Source organism: Hydrophilobacter chitinilyticus (genome assembly GCF_049860745.1).
Classification (GTDB): domain Bacteria; phylum Pseudomonadota; class Gammaproteobacteria; order Burkholderiales; family Burkholderiaceae_C; genus Rhodoferax_B.
In genome coordinates this window covers 1,133,596-1,150,442 of the sequence record NZ_CP187561.1, presented here as the reverse complement: position 1 = coordinate 1,150,442, position 16,847 = coordinate 1,133,596, and the positions used below count along the sequence as shown (strand labels likewise).

4 protein-coding genes are annotated in these 16,847 nt (G+C 65.0%); all 4 read right to left on the bottom strand.

The window, feature by feature from the left end:
* Window positions 1–73 precede the first annotated feature (73 nt).
* Window positions 74–13,729 carry a filamentous haemagglutinin family protein gene (locus tag ACPWMG_RS05240; protein ID WP_483303601.1) on the bottom strand — a complete coding sequence of 4,552 codons (13,656 nt, stop codon included), beginning with the start codon at window positions 13,727–13,729 and terminating at the stop codon, window positions 74–76.
* A 300-nt stretch (window positions 13,730–14,029) separates the two neighbouring features.
* Window positions 14,030–15,055, bottom strand: a complete 1,026-nt coding sequence (locus tag ACPWMG_RS05235) for a FecR family protein (RefSeq protein WP_483303600.1) — start codon at window positions 15,053–15,055, stop codon at window positions 14,030–14,032.
* Window positions 15,048–15,605, bottom strand: coding sequence for an RNA polymerase sigma factor (locus tag ACPWMG_RS05230; RefSeq protein WP_483303599.1), 558 nt, complete (start codon window positions 15,603–15,605; stop codon window positions 15,048–15,050). The genes ACPWMG_RS05235 and ACPWMG_RS05230 overlap by 8 nt, the downstream gene beginning before the upstream one ends.
* A gap of 5 nt (window positions 15,606–15,610) precedes the next feature.
* Window positions 15,611–16,312, bottom strand: coding sequence for an STN domain-containing protein (locus ACPWMG_RS05225; protein WP_483305178.1), 702 nt, complete (start codon window positions 16,310–16,312; stop codon window positions 15,611–15,613).
* Window positions 16,313–16,847 lie beyond the last annotated feature (535 nt).

Genomic DNA, 16,847 nt, shown 5'->3' with positions numbered 1-16,847 from the left:
CGAAGCGCGTGTGGACCTGCCATCAAAAAAAAGGCGGCCACATGACCGTGGCCGCCCAATTGCAACAACTCATTCAACGCATCAAAGCTTTGCGCTCCCCTGGCGTCAGCGCCTGCTGCTGTGCAGTCGTCAACGCACCAGCACCCAGAACCTGCACCACGCCGTCGGGGTTGTAGCCCACCTGCTGTGCTTTACCGCCGGGCGCGGCTGGTGGCGCTGCAGGCACCTCGTTTCCGAAGCCCAACACCCGCACCGTGAACACAGAGGGCTGTGCCTGGCGCGCAGCGGTACGTTCACGCTGCATCACGTCCTGCGCCGCCACTGCGGCCTGCGACGCAGCCGCGCTGGCGTTGGACAACGCGCCCACGTTGACCGCTGCCACCACCGGAATCCCCACCGCCTTGCCCTGCACCTGGATGTTTTCGGCGTTGACCACATGCAGCGCCGCCAGGTTGACGTTGCCCGACACGCGGATACCGGCCTCACCCGCGTCGATGGTGCCCAGCGGCGCGATCAGATCGATGTCGCCTGGCGGAACCTCCGGGATCGGATTCAGCGTGGCAATGCCGGCACCGGTGTTCGGTGTGGTGGGCGACAGGCTCACCAGGCCGATGTCGTTGTAGACGCGGCGCTGCGGCGTGTAGACCACGGTGGTCTTGGAGCCGCGGCCGGCGTTGATGTCGCCCTCGGACGACCAAGCCAGGATGTTGCCGCCAAAGGTGGTGAAGATACGGCTCTGCCCCAACAGCAGGCTGCCCTTGGCGTAGATGTTGATGTCGCCCTCGCCCTGCGTCAGCAGGCCCGAGCCCTCGGCCGGCGTGAAGCCGCCATCCACCCCCACCAGCGCGCGCCCACCCGGCACCATCAGGCTGATGTCGCCACCAAAGTCGGTGTGCATGCCCGCGTCCAGCACCTTGTAGAACGGCACGTCATAGCTTGGGCTGCCGCGCGCCAGCCACTCGTCAAAGCGCACGTAGTTCTTGCCCGGCTGCGGACGGCGCGTCATCACACCGTTCACATACTGGTCGTAGTACTGCGCGCTGCTGAACATGGTGAGGTCGCCTGTGTATTCCAGCGCATGGCCTTCAGCATCTTTCTCTGGCAACAGCGTGGCAATGGCTTCGCGGCCACGCAGGTAGCTGCCCTCGCGCGGGCCGCCCACCGCGTTGTACTCGCGGCCGGCGGCCTTGAGTTCGGCGTAGTACACGTTGCGCAAGAAAACACGCTGTTGCGCTGCGGGCAGCGCGTCAAAGAACTTGCGCGCGTCCATCGTCGCCGCATCGAACACCAGGCCCTGCGCGTTGCGCTGGCCCTCGCCATACAGGCCGGTGAGCCAGTTCACCAGATGCAGTTGGCTCTCCACACGGTACTCGCGCTCCAGCGACCGGTTGGCCGCCGTGCCGCCTACCGCCAGAGCTGCTTGGCGCGTCTGGTCCAGCTCGGTCTGCTTGGTGGCCAAGAAAGCCGCCGCGCCGTTGTCGTCGCCGCTGTAGCCAAACTCGCGCCGCAGCCACTGCGCCAGCGTCAGTTCACCGTTGTAGATGTACAGCGCCTTGCCTGGCTGATCGGCAAAGGCCCGCGTCAGGTCGGCTTGGTTGGCCGGGTTGAGGTAGCGCTCGGCAAAGGCCTTGTAGTCGCCACCTTGCGCGCCCATGCCGGCCGCGGCGGCGATGCTGGCGCCGCTGCTGCGGTCGCCCGGCTTCACGTTGACGATGGCGCCCAGGCTGCGCAACTCGCCCTTGTCGGCCATGTAGAGGTCGCGCCCGGCGGTCACCTCCAGCGTGCCTGGGCCAGCCACATAGAAGGTGCTGTAGCGGATGTCACGCCCGGCCGAGACCACTGACACATCGTCCGGGTTGTTGTGCACGATCAGGTTGCCGCGCGAAGTGCCGCCGAGCGCGGCGGAAATGCGCGGCGGATCTCCCAATGACGCGGGCGCCGAGGAGGTAAACGTTTCCCAACCCACACCACCATTGGGCTCCGTGGCATAGCTGCCCAGCGCCGTGCCCGAATTGATGATGTCGCGGCCGGCCATGATGGCCACCGGGCCACCGCCTTCGTACCAGACACCTCGCTTGCCCACCTCTCCCGTATTGCTGCCGAGGTAGACGATGGAGCCCGTGCGGACACCCACGGCATCGCCTTCCACGGCGTAATAACGCGCCGGTTGCTGGCCGGCCACGGCATAACCCGAGGCCGACGGCGAGGTCAGGCTGAACATGGGGAAGAGCGCAGCGCCGTCTTCACCCATGCCCTTGCCATACACCACGGACGGCATGTGCGCATCCACCGGCACCTGATTCACATGTCCCATGCCGAACCAGGCCTTGGTGACGGCGCCGGTAAAGCCTGGGTTGAACGGAGTAGGCAAGGCCGTGGGATCGGCCCCGGAGACGGTAATGGCGTAGCCCCCAGCGTAAATCGAGTCAGCCGCCAGCAGCTCCAGTTGGCCCGGCTGCGTTTTTGTGTAGCCAGCGGCCACGGGCGACGGTGCCAGGGTGATCCCTTCTTGCGACTGCACATAGGCACCACCAGAAAAGGCTCCCGAGACGGAGTTGCCGTAAAACAAGTTACCGCTGGCCGCCACGGCGCGCAGTTGCGAGGGGTAGATAAAGCGACCATCCGTGGCGGCGTGGTCGCCACGGCTGTCCATCCAGGCCGTGCCGGGCGTGAGGTTGCCGCCCGCGCTGAACAAATCCACGGCGGTGGAAGGTGTCCACAGCGAGAACCAGGACCAGCCCATGCCTGTGCGCTCCACACCGTTGTAGCTGAAGCGGAAGCCGTTGTCGTACGTAGGCGCCCGGCCGGCATCGACCACACTGCCCAGCACCAGGTCACCGCGTGTGTCGATCTGCACCCCGGCGTCCCCGGGCACGATGACCGGGCCGCCCACGGCCTTGCTCGACGTGGCCACGGCCACGTTGTACGGGCGCGACTCCTGCGGGTCTTGCTGGTCGTAACGCAGCTCGATGGCGCCGACCGAGCCGGCCTGCAAGTTCAGCGCCCCGCGCAAATTGACGAAGGTGCCATTCAAGTCCAGGCGCGTCGAACGCTGCACGTCAGGCACGGCTGCAGCCGATTGCAGCGAGAGCACGTCGAGTGCCGGGTTCAGGCGGCCGCCGATCCGAATGTCGAGGTCGCCGCCGCCGGTCAACATCAACTGGCCGTCGCGTGTCATGCGCCCGGTGCTGCCCACCACCAAGTTCAGGCCCTGACTGCGCGGCACATAGTTCAGATCCACATTGCCACGCACGGCCAGGCTGCCAGCATCCCCGCCGGCTTCCAGGACCAGGTTGCCGCCCCCCAGCGTGCCGATGCCGGTAAACCCAATCAACGCGGGCTGGTCAGCGTATTTCTCGTAGGCCCCGCTGTGCGACGGCACATAGGTGCCGAAATTGATCCACCACGCGGTTGGCACTCCCTCGTCACCCGAAATGACGTTGCCCGTGCCCTGGCGCCACAGCCAGTTGCCCACCGAGCTTGTACCGCTGGAGGGGTTGCGCATCACGCCCAACAAATCGTCTTGGCGCGTCAGGTTGCCGTGCACGCCGATCAGGTCGCCCATGACCGCGCCGCCGGCACGCACCAACACATTACCGCCCTGCTCGGGATACCAGGCCTGGTACAGGCTGTTGGCGCCGCCGTTGACCAGTGGCTCCAGATAGTCGCCGGTCTTGCCCAGCACAGTGCTGTCGGCGCCCAGGCCGCGTTGCAGGTTGTAGGGGTCTTTGACGCCAGGGGCCACCAGCGACTTGGCTTGCGTGCCCGCGGTGTAAACACCGAAAGGCGAGGTCATCAACACGTTGCCTGCGGCCACGAGGTCCAGGTCACCCGTGCCGGTGCGCAACACACTGAAGTTCTGCTGCCGCGCCGGCAGCATTTGGGTTGCGTATTCGGGCGGCGTGGCCGGCCGGTCCACCGCGACGGTTAAGCCACCGCCCCAGTCGTTCAAGTCCTCGGGCGAGCCGCTGAAGAAGCCGAGGTCGTGCATAAACTGCACCACGTCGTCCGGGATCAACTCCCCGGGCGTGTACGAGACGTAATCGCCCAGCCCCATTAAGTCCCAGAACGCGACGTCCATGTCAGCCGCCCAGCGGTAGATCGCCGGTACGCCCGTGCCAGGGACGGGCAGCAATTCTGCCCCTAGGCCGAAGTGGGTGTCCGACAGGCGAATCTGCCCCGGATTGTGCGGCTCGGTCAGACGGCTGTCGGCGGCCTGCAGGTCAGCACCAGCCACCAGGCGCAAGTCCCACGAGGCCGAGCCCGGCGCCAGCATGGGCGCCAAGGCCAGGGTGCGGCCATAGGTGCCGTCGGCCTGCACCGGCCGCAGCGCCACCGATTCGACACCGCCCGGCAGATAGACCAAGGTCTCGCCAGGAATCATCGCGCCCTTTTTCAAGGTCAGGTCGCTGGCCAGTTGCACGCCATTGACGGCAGCCCAGCTGGTGCCGATGTCGTTGATCAGCCCCTGCGGATACGGCAAGGCCACACCGGCTGGCCAGGTCATCGCCGCAATCTTGATGCCCACGGACACCCGCATGCCCGCGCCCAGTTGCGCGCCGACGTCCAGCCGAAGGTCTTGCTTGAGCAGCGTGCCGGCCGCGTACAACACGCCAGCGGCGTCGCGCACATCACCGCCCAGCACCGTGCCAGCCGCGAGCGTGACAGCTTCGGTCAACTGGGCCGTGGCGGGCAGGCGGGTGTCGGCCTTCAAACTCATGGCCTGCATGGGCAGGTCGTAGTTCAGGGTGCGGCCCGACTGGAAGAAGGTGCCCGTGGCCAGGGTCACGGTTTGCCCATGCGGCACGACCAGGTCGCCACCCCACGGAATACGGCCCTTGGGCAGGATCCAGCCTTCGTCATCAGGCGTGGCCTTGAGCTGGGTGGTGTCAAAACCATCGGTGATGCTGCCAAACAGCTCCAGGTCGCCCTTGGCGCGCAGCACCAGCGCACCGGCCTCGCCCGAGCCGTACACCGCAGTCTTTTGCAGATGCGGGTTGACGCTGGCGTAGCGGTAGCCCGAGAGGTCGATGTCGCCGTCGACGTGCAGATTGCCGTCAGGGTTGACGTTGGCACGTATGTCGGCCGCGATCTCCACCCCGGGGCGCAAGTGGAACTGGTCGGCGTAGCGGCGCAGGCCGCCGAGCTTGACGTCCATCAAGTTGCTGTTGCCCAGCGCGTTGCGCATGAAGACGACGCTGTCGTCGTGCTTGCCATCCAAATAGGCCTGGTTGATGACCTGGTAGCTGCGGCCGTCCGTGGTGGCGTCGGTGCCCACCGCCGCATCGGTGTAGGTGTGGAAGGCGTTCACGGTGATGGACTTGGCCCCGTTGATGCTCACGGTGCCCGCAGCGTCAATGTCCACGTCGTTGCCCATGGCGCCACCCAGGCGCGGCGCATTCAACGTCACCGTGCCAAAGTTTTGCGCGCCGTTGCCGGCTTGCAGGTCCATGCGTGCGCCGCTGGCGAGGGTCAGGCGGCCTTCGCCCGAATCGATTTCGATCACCGCGCGGTTGGGCGCTTCGATGACCTTGCCGTAGCTGTCCACGCGCAGCACCTTGGCATGGGCGTCGAGCAGCGCCGTACCGGCCAGGGTCACCCCGTGGTTGGCCGCCAGGCGGATGCTGCCGGCCTGCTCGCCGCTGGCATCGATGGTGCCGTTCACCAAGAGGCTGCCGTTGTCGACCGAGATGTCGACCTCACGCGCCTTGACCTCGCTGCCAATCACCAGGTCGCCTTGCTTGAGCTGGAACGCCCGGCCACCGACCACGCCGCCCGTGGTCAGGCGTGTGTTCAGCCCCACGAAGTCGTTGATATGCTGCGCGCGTACGTCGATCGTGCCGGCCGCATACGGCACCATGGTGCCACCTGCGTCGTAGCTGCCCGTGGCACCGCCGCTGATCTTGCCCGCCAGATCCACTGTTCCGGCCGTGCTGCCCAGCGCGATCGCCGAGAGTTTGCCGGCACGGTTGTTCTTGGCCGACAGGTCGACCGTGGAGCCCGCCGTTTGGCTGATGTTGCCGGCGCGGCTCTCGAGCAGCACATCGCCGCCCCAGCTGTATTTGCTGACGTCGAAGAAATCGATCTTGCGCCCCGCCAGGTCGAGCTTGGCCGCGTCGGTGAGTCCCACATCACCCTGCGCGCTCAAGCTCAGCTTGCCGCTGGGCAGCAGCACCGCCGTGTCGAGCAGCAGGCTGCCACCACGGCTGTCGAGCGCCAGCTCGGCCCCCAAAGCACCCGCCAGTGCCGCATTGGTGGGCGCAGGCGCGGAGGCGCCCGTGGGCGCGCTCACACGGATGTCGCCACCGGCGCTGATGCGGTTGACCGAACCCGCGTCGCCCGTCATCAGCGGCGTGCTGATGTTCAGTGCACCGCCGCTATAGGTATAGCCCTTGGCCGCAGTGTCCCAGGCGCCACGCGACTGGTAAACCGCCAGCGAGCCGCTTTGGTTGGCCGTGATGCGTTCACGCGCGTTCAGGTTGACCTGCGCGAAGCCCAAGGCCAAGCGGTCTTGCGCGTGCACGCTGTCAACGCGCGAGTTGGGGCCATAGCCAAAGACGATCTCGCGGGCGTCAATGTCCAGGCGGCCACTGCCAGAACCCGCACCCTGCTGCACCAGGTCACCCGGCGGGGTGACCGCACCGCTCCACACCAGCGTATCGGTTTGGATACGCGCCACGTCGTCGGCATCACCCAAGCCATAGATCGCAGGTGTGCCCAACACTAGGCGCTGCAGCGTGGATTTGCCGGTACTCGGGTCCACCGTGGAGAGCACCGTAGAGCCGTAGAAATTGACCGCATCGCGTGCGGTAAGGGCCAGGTTTTCCAGCGCGGGTGCGCCCGTGCTGGTATCGCCCTTGAGCAGGCGGTTGAGCACGTCCTGGTTCAGCGTCAGCCCATCGGGTAGCAAGCCTGCGGCTTTCGCATCCGCCAAGGCCGCCTGACTGCCAACGTTGATCGACCCCACCGCCAGCACCAGGTTGCGCGCACCGTACTGCACCGAATCGCCCAGGGTGAAGGCGTTGTCGGTGGCCGCCGTGATGGTGCCTTTCGAATACAGCCGGGTGGTGCCACTGCAAGGCACACCGGCATCGCAGGCACCGACGTGGATGGCCCCCGGGCCATTGCCGTCGTTGTATAGCGGCAGCGTGGGGGCCAGCATGTCCAGCCAGCCGTTGGAAACCGCCAGCACGCTGTTGGCACCGGGCGCGTAGACAAAGCCTTGTGTAGCGTCGTACACCGCGTCGCCGTGTTTGAGCGTGTTGATGCCAGCGCCTTGCTCCAAGGTGATGCCGCCGTCTTTGCGGCCAGAGATCAGAAACACCTCGGCCGCCTCGAGTTCGGCGCCCGAGCGCAGCACGATCGAATGGGCGTTCGTGGTCACACCCACCATGTTGGCCGCTTGGAGGCTGCCTTTGAAATCGATGTAAGTAGATCTCAGCGCGCCGCCAATGACGATACGTGACGCACCGATGGCATTGAGGTCTTGCGCGTGGACAGAGACGCCCGTGAACCCGTCCGTCGGCTCGGCGCCAGTGGCGAGCACTTCGTATTGGGTTGACCCATTCACGGTGACACTGCTGCCGCGACCGTCTTTGGCCGGCGCCTGTAGCACATTACCGTTGAAGGCCAGCGTGCGGCTGGCCCCGGGCAATATGCCGTCCACCGTGGGGGTGAAGAAATTGAACGACATGGCCTTGGCGTCACGTTCCAACACGGCACGCGGAATGCCTTCTCGCTCGGCCTGGGCCAGTGCAAAACCCGTCAAGCTGGTCTCGTTGTACTGCGAGTAGGTGCGCAGCGTTTCACCCGAAGTGATGATCGCCTGCGTGGGCAAGGCATTGCGGACCTGGGTGTTGATCGTGCTGAGCTGGGCCGAGGTGGTCCACGAACCATTGCGCAGTGCCAGCGCCCCGCTCCCCATGGGTTGGACACTAGGGACCAGGCCGTTCAGCTCGACACGGAAAGCCCCGGGCAGCAGCGCGTAGGTCGACGGCAGCAAGGTGTAAGTGCCGGCGGCCAGGCCGGGCACGCCTGCGCCGATGGTGATTTGGCGACCGATGGCTGGGTCGCCCGCGCCCTTTTCGGCGGCCAGCGGGGCATAACCGGCCTGCACCCCGGGCACGATGGCGTAGACCGGATTGGTGGCCAGGCCTGGCAAGGTAAAGCCGCCGTTGACGCCGAACTCCACCAACGGGTTCAAGCGCGCATCGGTCGAGCCACCGCGCCCGGACAGAAAGCCTGCGCCGGTCAACTCACCGCCGCCGCGCAGGTCGACGACCGCACCTTCGCGTACATCGACCGAATGGCTGTAGAAGTTCACCGAGGGTTCGTAGCCTACGCCTTGCAGCGGTACATCGACCCCGCTGTACACATAGGTCAAACCATCGACGGTGCCGCCGTAAGGCATGACCAAGCCCTGTCCACTGACCGAGGTGATGCTGCCCGGCAGCAAGTTCACTTGGCCGGTATAGCCGTCCACCTGGGAACCCAGCGTGATGCTGCCCAGTGGCGCGCGCAACACACCCCCCTGGTTAACGGTAGCTGCGGCAAAGGTCATCGAACCAAAGGCGGCATACGGTGCGGCCGGCTCGGCCGTGCCCACACGTTCGATGTTGAGGTAGCGGTCGGGGTCGTATGACGTCGTGAGCGAGCCCCAGCTATTCAGCGCGCTTTGCATGCCGACCGACACATTGGCGCTGCCTCCCGTCATGGGATAGATCTGCTCGGCGGCCAGCGTGAGATTACCCGGTGCAGAAAACAGCACCTCCTTGCCAAATCGAATGTCGCCACTGCTGCGCAGTTGCATGTCGTCAAAGCCAAAGCGCTCCACCTTCAGCGGCGTGCCGCTGTTGTGCACGATGACGCCGCGGGCACCGAAGTTGTTCTCGCCCACGATGTCGATCAGTGCGGCGTCGACCTTGAACGAAGACCCCTCGCCCACCAGCGGCACACCCAGCGTGCCCTTGCCGCGGCCGGCGTTGGCGCCGCCGACCACCGGGTTGGGCATCAGTGTGTTCTCTGCCTGTTTGACGGTAGATCCCGCCATCCGCAGATAGGGGGTGACGATGTGCACTTGGCTGTCGACCGCAGCCCCCTGGGCCAAGCCAATGCTGTTGGTCGTCAGGTACACGCTTTGCGCCAGGTTGAGATTGACGTCGCCATCAAAACTGATGAGGCCGTTGGCCAGCAAAGCCAACGAGCCAAAACCGCCAGACTGGATGCGGTCTACCCCGACGCGTGCCTGGCCGTACACCAGCGACGCATCCATTTGGCCGGCCTGCAAGGTGGAGGCCAAGCCTGATGCTTTTTGCGCCTGTGCGACTTGGATCTCGTGCGGCACGCGGACCGCGTCCACCACCGCCGCGCCCAGGAAGTCAAAACGCCCCACGGGGCCATAACTCAGCGTGGCCAGGTTGAGCGCAAACGTGCCGCCCGCCGCACCGGCGCCACCCGCATCCGCGTGCATCTCTCCGTCCAAAAATACCGAACGTGCCGAACCCAAGGCAATCGTGCCGCCGTTGCTGACCACCTGGGTGCTCCCCAGCCCTGGCACATCCAGCGTAGCCGCCGCACCCGAGGCATCGAGCACCGAGCCCGGCCGCAGCACCAGGAACGCATCAATGCCGGTGGGCGCGGTGCTGTCGAGCACATAGGGCGCGCCGATTTCAAGGGTACCGCCGCCGCTCACGCTGCCATAGGTGCGCCCGTTCACGTCTTGCGCGGTCACCGCTTGCCCCGACACATCTAGACGCGCGGTTTCACCGATCCACAAAGAACGCGGGTTGACGGAGCCCACCGGCGCGTTCAGTTCGGTGCCTGTGCCGAAATCACCGCCCAGAATGCTGATGCGCCCGGCGTGTGCCGTCAGCATGCCATCGATGGTGATCTGATCGTTACTCACCAGCTTGATGCTGCGTCCCGGGTCCACCGTGAGCGAAGCGCCCTGCCCCACCACCAGCGGAGCCCGGGTGTACGGAGTGCCCGCGGCCAAGGAAACGTCTGCGCCCGCACGCTGCTTGAGCACCCCGTTGGCCGCATCCTCTTGCCATAGCGGCGGCAGCCAGGTTTGCAACACGGCCGAGGGGTCCGCACCTGTGGCGGTGTGTTGTGCGGCGGCAGGGTCGAGCAACAGCACCGGCATGGTGACGTTGACCTGGGCACCCTGTGCCAGTTGCACGCCCTGGTTGGCGCTGATGGCGTACTTGGAGAAGCCACTGCTGAAGAGACTGTTGTCCAGCACCACCAGCGGTTTGACGGCGGCGTCGCCGGGAAGTTGTGTGCCGGCCAGAATGCGTTCGCCCTTGGCCAGCGTCAAGTCGCTGGCAAACGGCGTGCCGGCCTTCACTGTCGCGGTGTAAGAGGCCACGGGCATGCCACCCGGGAACGCATCGGCGGGCACGATGTAGGTGGGCTGAATCTTGCCGGTGCCGCCGATGAATGTCAGCGTGGCCCCGGCCGGTATCCGCATGCCGCTCAGGTAGGTGTTGCCATTGGCGGTAATCGCCACGTACTCCCACGAGTTGACCGAGGGCGGCACGACCCAGGAGGCGGCAAGGGTGTAGGGGCGATCTGCGGTAAAGACCGCCGCAGTGCCCAGGGCTTGGCCAGGCGCCACGCGGTCGCTGTTGTAGCTGAAGTCTTGGGGCAGCACCGTGCCGGCTGGAATGGTGAAGGCCTCTTCCAGCGTCAAGTGCACGGGCACGGTGGCCCCGGCGGGCAAGACACCGTTGGCCGCCACACTGCCGCCACCGATGGCGATGCCAATGCCCGAGTCGATGGTGAGCGTGCCGCCGCCCTTGACACCGTGGCCGCGCAGTTCGCCCTCCAGCAGCAACGTGCCGGTGCCCTTGCCATTGCTGTCGTATTGGTTGGAGCGCAGCGTGATGTTGCCGCCGCGCCCGCTGGTCTGCGAACCGTTTTCCAGCAACGCCGCACCCGAAGAGGTGTCGAGCAGACTGCGCGTCGCCAGGATCACGTCGCCAGTGGACACCAGCGATATCGAACCACCGTTGACGTACGGCAAAGCGCTGATGTCGGTCGCATCCAACTGCAGATTGGTCCACAGGCCCCGGGTGTCGAGCGTGACGCCCTCGCCCACGGTCGCCCGCGCCTCATAACCGGTTGGCGGCGCGACGGTCAGCGGCTGCTCTTCCCAACGCGCGTTGGTGTTGCGCGTGGTCATGTTGCCCAGTGCGATGCTGCCGCCACGCGCGGTCAGGTTGGCCTTGACGTCGACCTGCGCCGCATGCAGGTCGATGCTGCCGCCCGGCACCACCGTCAACGCCTCAGAGACCTCGACGGCTCCGGTGGCGTAGGCGGCAAACCCACCCAACGCCAGGCTGTTGAGCCAATCGGCGTCGAGCATGATCTTGCCCACCGAACTTGGGCTCGCACCGCCCGCTGGATTGGGCAGCGGGATCAAGACCTTGTCAGCCGCGCCCACGTCGACCCGCTCGGCCACTGCCGTGATGCTGTCGCGCAAAAGGCCCGTGGCGCCGTCGTACACCGGCGTCCATTGGCCGATGAGCAGACGCCCGGCCTGGGCCACCGCGATTTGCGACTGCGCATAACCGTCCAGCCCGGCGTCACGCGCTTGCTGCTGGCGGGCGCCTTGGAAGACGGCGGTCTCGATATCCCCCTCAAGCACAGCCGAACGAGTGCCCACCACCACGCGGCCCGCATCGCGGCCCACGGTGTAGCCGTTTTCTAGGCGCTCCGAGGCGGCGATGAAGGGGCTGTAGAAGGCCTCGGTGGCCGCCGCACCCCAGCGCTTGTGCTCGGACTCGAAGCCGCGGTAAACGCCTTTGTACTGGATGTCGCCCGGCGCATTGGAGAGGTTGTAGAGCCGACCGTCGGGGCCGGTAAGCCAGGTCTGCTTGATCACCCCCGTGAGCACATCCAGCGTGCCCCCGGCGACGTTGATGGACGAGCCCGCCTTGGTGACCAACTCGCCACCGCCAAAGTTGACCGTGCCGCCGCTGGAGGCCCATTCACCGATGGTGTGGCCGCCGGTATTGAGATAGCCACCCACCTCAAGCAAGCCGCCTGCCGTGTACCACCGGTCCACCTCGGCGCCATTGGTGCCTGCGGGCACACGCACCAGATAGCGGCGGTCGACCCACACATTGGTGTTGTTGAGAAACTTGGTGTCGCGGTTCACCGGCGCGTCGCGCTGCTCATTGCCTTGGACGTTAATGGCCACGTTGTTCGCCGCCATGGCCACTTGCACGCCCACTGCACCCGAGACGTCGATCAGCGCGCGCTCCACCACTGTCGTACGCTTGGCGGCATTGGCCGTCACCTGCCCGCCCGTGGCCAAGGTGAGCGAATCGGAGTCGAACGTCACGTCGCCGCTCGACAAAATCTGCACCAGCGACTGGTCGCGACGGTTGTAGCCACCATCGCTGGCATTGCCAGAATCCTTGATCAGCGCGACGCGCTGCACGTCCAGCGCCGTGGCGTTGCTCTCATCCAAAAGAATCGCACTCACGCTGCCCGGCGCCAGCAGCACGCGCGCCTTGTCGTCGCCCACGGCTTCGAGATGCAAGGTGCCGCGGGTGTTCACGCTGGTGCTCGACAGCAGCACGCCCATTTGCTCGACACTGCGCCCCGTGAGGGTGATGTCGCCGGTCATGGCCTGGATCAGACCGGTGTTGACCGCCTTGCCGGCTGCGCTGTCGGTGTTGCGCAAGACATCGACCTCGTTGCCGCGCGTGCTCGACTGCTGATTGCTGGCTGTACCCACCCCCTTGCGGATGACAAAGCTGTCGCCCGCGGCCAGCACGGTCTGCCCGCTGGGCGTGGTGATGCTGCCGTGGTTTTGCGCCTCGCGCCCCGCCAGCAGCACATAGCCACCGCCTTCGGTCACGGTCTGCGGCGTGTGCGTGGTGATACGCGCGCCGGCTTGCACCACCACGTCGCCCGTGGCGTTGCCGAACTTGGCGCCATTGGCGCTCATGACGAGGTCGTTCGCCAGCGTGGGGACGTCGTTCGCGCCTTGCTTGTCGCTGTAGATGCCCTTGCCGAACTGCGCGTCGGTCATGCCCACCGCGGCGGCCACAAGGTTGCGCGTGTTCACTTGGCTGCTACCGCTGAAGACGATGCCGTTGCGGTTGACCACCATGACGGTGCCATCGGCCTGGATGCGGCCCTGGATCTGGCTCGGCCGCGCCTGCGGGTCGTTGACGCGGTTGAGCACCGCCCAGTCGGCTTGCTGCTTGAATTCAACCGTGGTGTTCTTGCCGACGTTGAAGGTCTCCCAGTTGAGGATGGCCTTGGCGCCGGTTTGTTCGATGGTGACCTTGGTACGGCCCTCAGACAGCCCTTGCGTCGGCGCATTGGCATTCAACCAACCGGACGTCAAACTATTGGTGTCGACCTTCAAGCCACCTTCGACCAAGCCATCCGGCACATTCGATGCCGCACTCGATGCTGCCGCTTGCGCGGCGGTTTGTGCGGCTTGCTGCGCCGCGATGCTGCGTGCGGCCAAACTCAAATTGCCAATCGAGCGCTGCAGTTGTGTGTTGGCTTGCTGCTGCTGAGCCAACGGGTTGGCCACTGTGGAAGCCAGTTGGCCATTGGGCAACCGGCCAGTGGCGGCAGCCGTCTCCTGCGCCATGTTTTTCTGCGCCATCCAGGCTGGGCTGAAGGCACGTTGTGCCTGTGCAGTGCCTGCCGCGCCCATGGTCACACCAGCAGTCAGCATGGTCGCCACGGCACGCATCATCGGGCTGAGCCTGGTACGCCGAATCGAGAGCCGTACGCTCGAGGAGAAGGGGGAAGATGCGTGCCTGTTGCGCTTGACCGCCGTGTTACGTTGCATGATGACCTGTTCGTATTCAGTTGCTCGACCGCGGCACGACACACCCCACCTCAACCGGCGTGCCGGTCGTGGTGTGGTCGTGGCCTACGGGAGCTATGACAGAACCAGAGAGGGTCGACTGCAGCATGTCACGAAAATTTCACAAACCACACCCCTGCCCGACAACTCCGGGCAAAGGCCAAGAGACTCCGAAAGCGCGTAGGCTCAGGCCGAGGTGTTGCCCAACAGCACAATGCCGCCGGGCAGGTGCGTGACGTTCAGCCGGTATACATCGCGCATCAGGGCAATCACGTCATCCAGCCGGTCGATTGAAAAACTGGCATGCACCCGCTTCAGGCCGACCTCAGAATTGGTCAAGATCAACTTGCCTTTGCGGTAGCGATTCACTTCTTCCACCACCACAGCCAGTGGCGTTTGGTCAAACACCAATTGACGGCGTCGCCAAGCGCTCACCGCATCGGCATTCACCATGCGCAAGACGCCTGGTCCAGCATCGGCGTATACAAGTTGCCGACCGGCTTCAATCGAGGTGAGCGCCGCGCCGCGCCGAATGTCCACGTGCCCGGCTAGACAGGTCACGCAGACTTCACCTCCGATAAATCGCACGTTGAAGCGTGCACGCTCGGCTGTAATGGTGCTGTTCCCCGCCGTCACAAGCACCGCCCGTGAGGCGCTTTCATCGTTGGTCCGAATCTCGGCTTCGCCTTCCAGCAGGTCAATGGCCGCGACGCTGTCTACGCCCCCTGACGCTCCCAAGCTGGGGCGCAGGTCGACACGTGTGCGTGTGTTCATTTGCACAACCACCCCGTCGGCGGTCACAAGCTCGCGCTGCTCACCTGTGCCGGTACGGTAATCGGCGGTGAGTTCCGTGACGGCAGGCCAAAGCCCCAGTGGCGGGCGCACCACCAGGTAACCTGCTGCAGCTGCCAACGCGGCCCCCAGAAACGCGCGACGTCCTTGGCGCGCAGGGCTACGCTGAGCCTCTCTCTTCTTCGCTTGGGCGGTCGCATCTGCACGTTCCACACCCAACGCTGCTGGCCGCATGTCTTGCCAAACCGCACGGGCTTGAACAAATGCAGACGCGTGTTCCGTGCTGGTGGCACACCAGAGTTTGAAATCCCGCGCGTCATCGGTCGTTGCCTTCTGCGAGGCCAAGCGCACGACCCAGCGCTGAGCCTCACGCTGAATGGCTTGCCGACGCTGGGTGAAGGAGTCTTGTGCTTCAATCATGAGACTTAGACTGTTTTCCTGCGCCGGGACCGAAGCGCTGAATGAAATCCCGACCCAAACGCTCGCAGCAGTGTTCGAGGCCCGCGCGTAGCTCTTTTTCAATGGTGCGCTCCGAAACACCAAAGCGGATCGCAATATCCCGGTGCGGCACCTCGTCTATGCGTGCGGCCACCACGATGGCCCGGCGCCGGCGTGGCAGCTCGGCCAAAGCACGCTCCAGCGCCTCCACTTCACCCCGAGCCTCCGCCGTCCGCGCCGGATCGGCCAGTTCGTCGGCCATCTCGTAGAGCGCCTCTACATCCGGCAAGCTCAACAGACGAGCGCCACTTTTTCGCTGGTCTTCCGCAATATTGAGTGCGATGCGAAACAGGTAAGCCGAAGGGAAACGAATCGCACTGGGCAGATTCATCGCTTCCATCCGCAGATAGGCCTCGTGCAGTGCATCGTTGGCAAGATCTTCGGATCCCAACCGCTTATGCAAATGACGCCGAAACTGGTTGTAGCGGGCGAGGAAAAGCGTGCGCAACGCCGTTTTGATGGCCTCCGGCATTGTTTTCAGCCGCCTCCGTAGCGCGCGTCACGACAGGCCGCAGCGGGATCGGGCCGAGGACTCAGCAAAATGGTCAGAGGCTGCGCAAGTTCGGGCGGCGGGGTGCGGCCAATCTGCACGCCTTTCAATTGGGCAAGCAATTGCGCATCGCGCGCTTTCAATCCGGTGGACTCCAACAAGTGCGCTCGAAGAATGCGTCCTTCCGATCCAATCCATAACTGCAACGCAGCCCGGTAGCGCCCCACCGAATCTGGTTGCGCTGTACACATGGCCTTGGTAATGGCCATCTGCAACGCCCCGGCAAAATCAGCAGCCGCCGCCTGCGGCAGACCCGAAAGATAAGGCGCATTGCGCAACGCACCATCCTCGGCATCGTTCGCCGCAGGCAACATGGGAAAGCTTGCCTCAGGCTCTGGCAAAAGAGTGAATGCGTTGCGTCCGCTGTAACGTGCCACAAGGCCCGTGCCGACCAACAACTGGCGCAGTGCATCGGTCGGCGCAAACTCGCCACGCACCGCTTGGGTCATCCGACCCTGCGTCATCGCACTATCGACCAAAACAGAATGCCCAGTGAGTCGACCGAAGTCGGACAACGCCCGCTCCAACGGTTGAGCCGGTAAATCGAACGCGATACGCTCGACCTCGTCAGCATGTGCAGCCCGAGCCGCCAGCGCCGCTGATACCAGCAAGAACGCAGCACAAGACACCAGAAACAACGCCAGCCCGTTGACCCGTGCCAGTCGACCGCCCAAAGCAAAGGTAAGCACAATTCAACAGAGTCATGAAGACAGACAGACGATAGGCGCAGCAGGCTTGTTCGGGTTCGGTGGCAAGATCACTTGCAATACTACAAAGCGGAATCCGAAATGCTAGGCTGTATCGATGACCAACGCATGACAGCGGCGTTAACTCGGCGCGTCACGGCGGCGTCACGGCGGCTTCATGCCTTGGTCATGTTCGCGCCTTACGCTGGCCGCATGTTTGCGGCGTCATCATTTTTGAGCTTTCTTGCCTGCGTCTTTGGCCTGCTGCTGGCCGTGGCGTCTGCACATGCATCAGAAGCGTCGGCCCCTGCAGGGGAAGGCGTGCCAAGATGCATCGAAGTGGAAGTAGATGGTGCGCGAGCCCCGTCATATGCCTGTATGAGCGAGCGCCTACAACTAGGCGCGCCTGCCCAGGCGCCCAGCGCGCCGGGGCTTGCTTCAGAGGCCATTAGCCAACGCCCTGGAAATCAACTGGGGG

Bases quoted from the DNA above. Each gene is read 5' to 3' on its own strand.
- ACPWMG_RS05230 (WP_483303599.1), bottom strand. From the start codon at position 15,605: ATGCCGGAGGCCATCAAAACGGCGTTGCGCACGCTTTTCCTCGCCCGC.
- ACPWMG_RS05235 (WP_483303600.1), bottom strand. From the start codon at position 15,055: ATGATTGAAGCACAAGACTCCTTCACCCAGCGTCGGCAAGCCATTCAG.
- ACPWMG_RS05240 (WP_483303601.1), bottom strand. From the start codon at position 13,729: ATGATGCGTGCCGTGGCGACCATGCTGACTGCTGGTGTGACCATGGGC.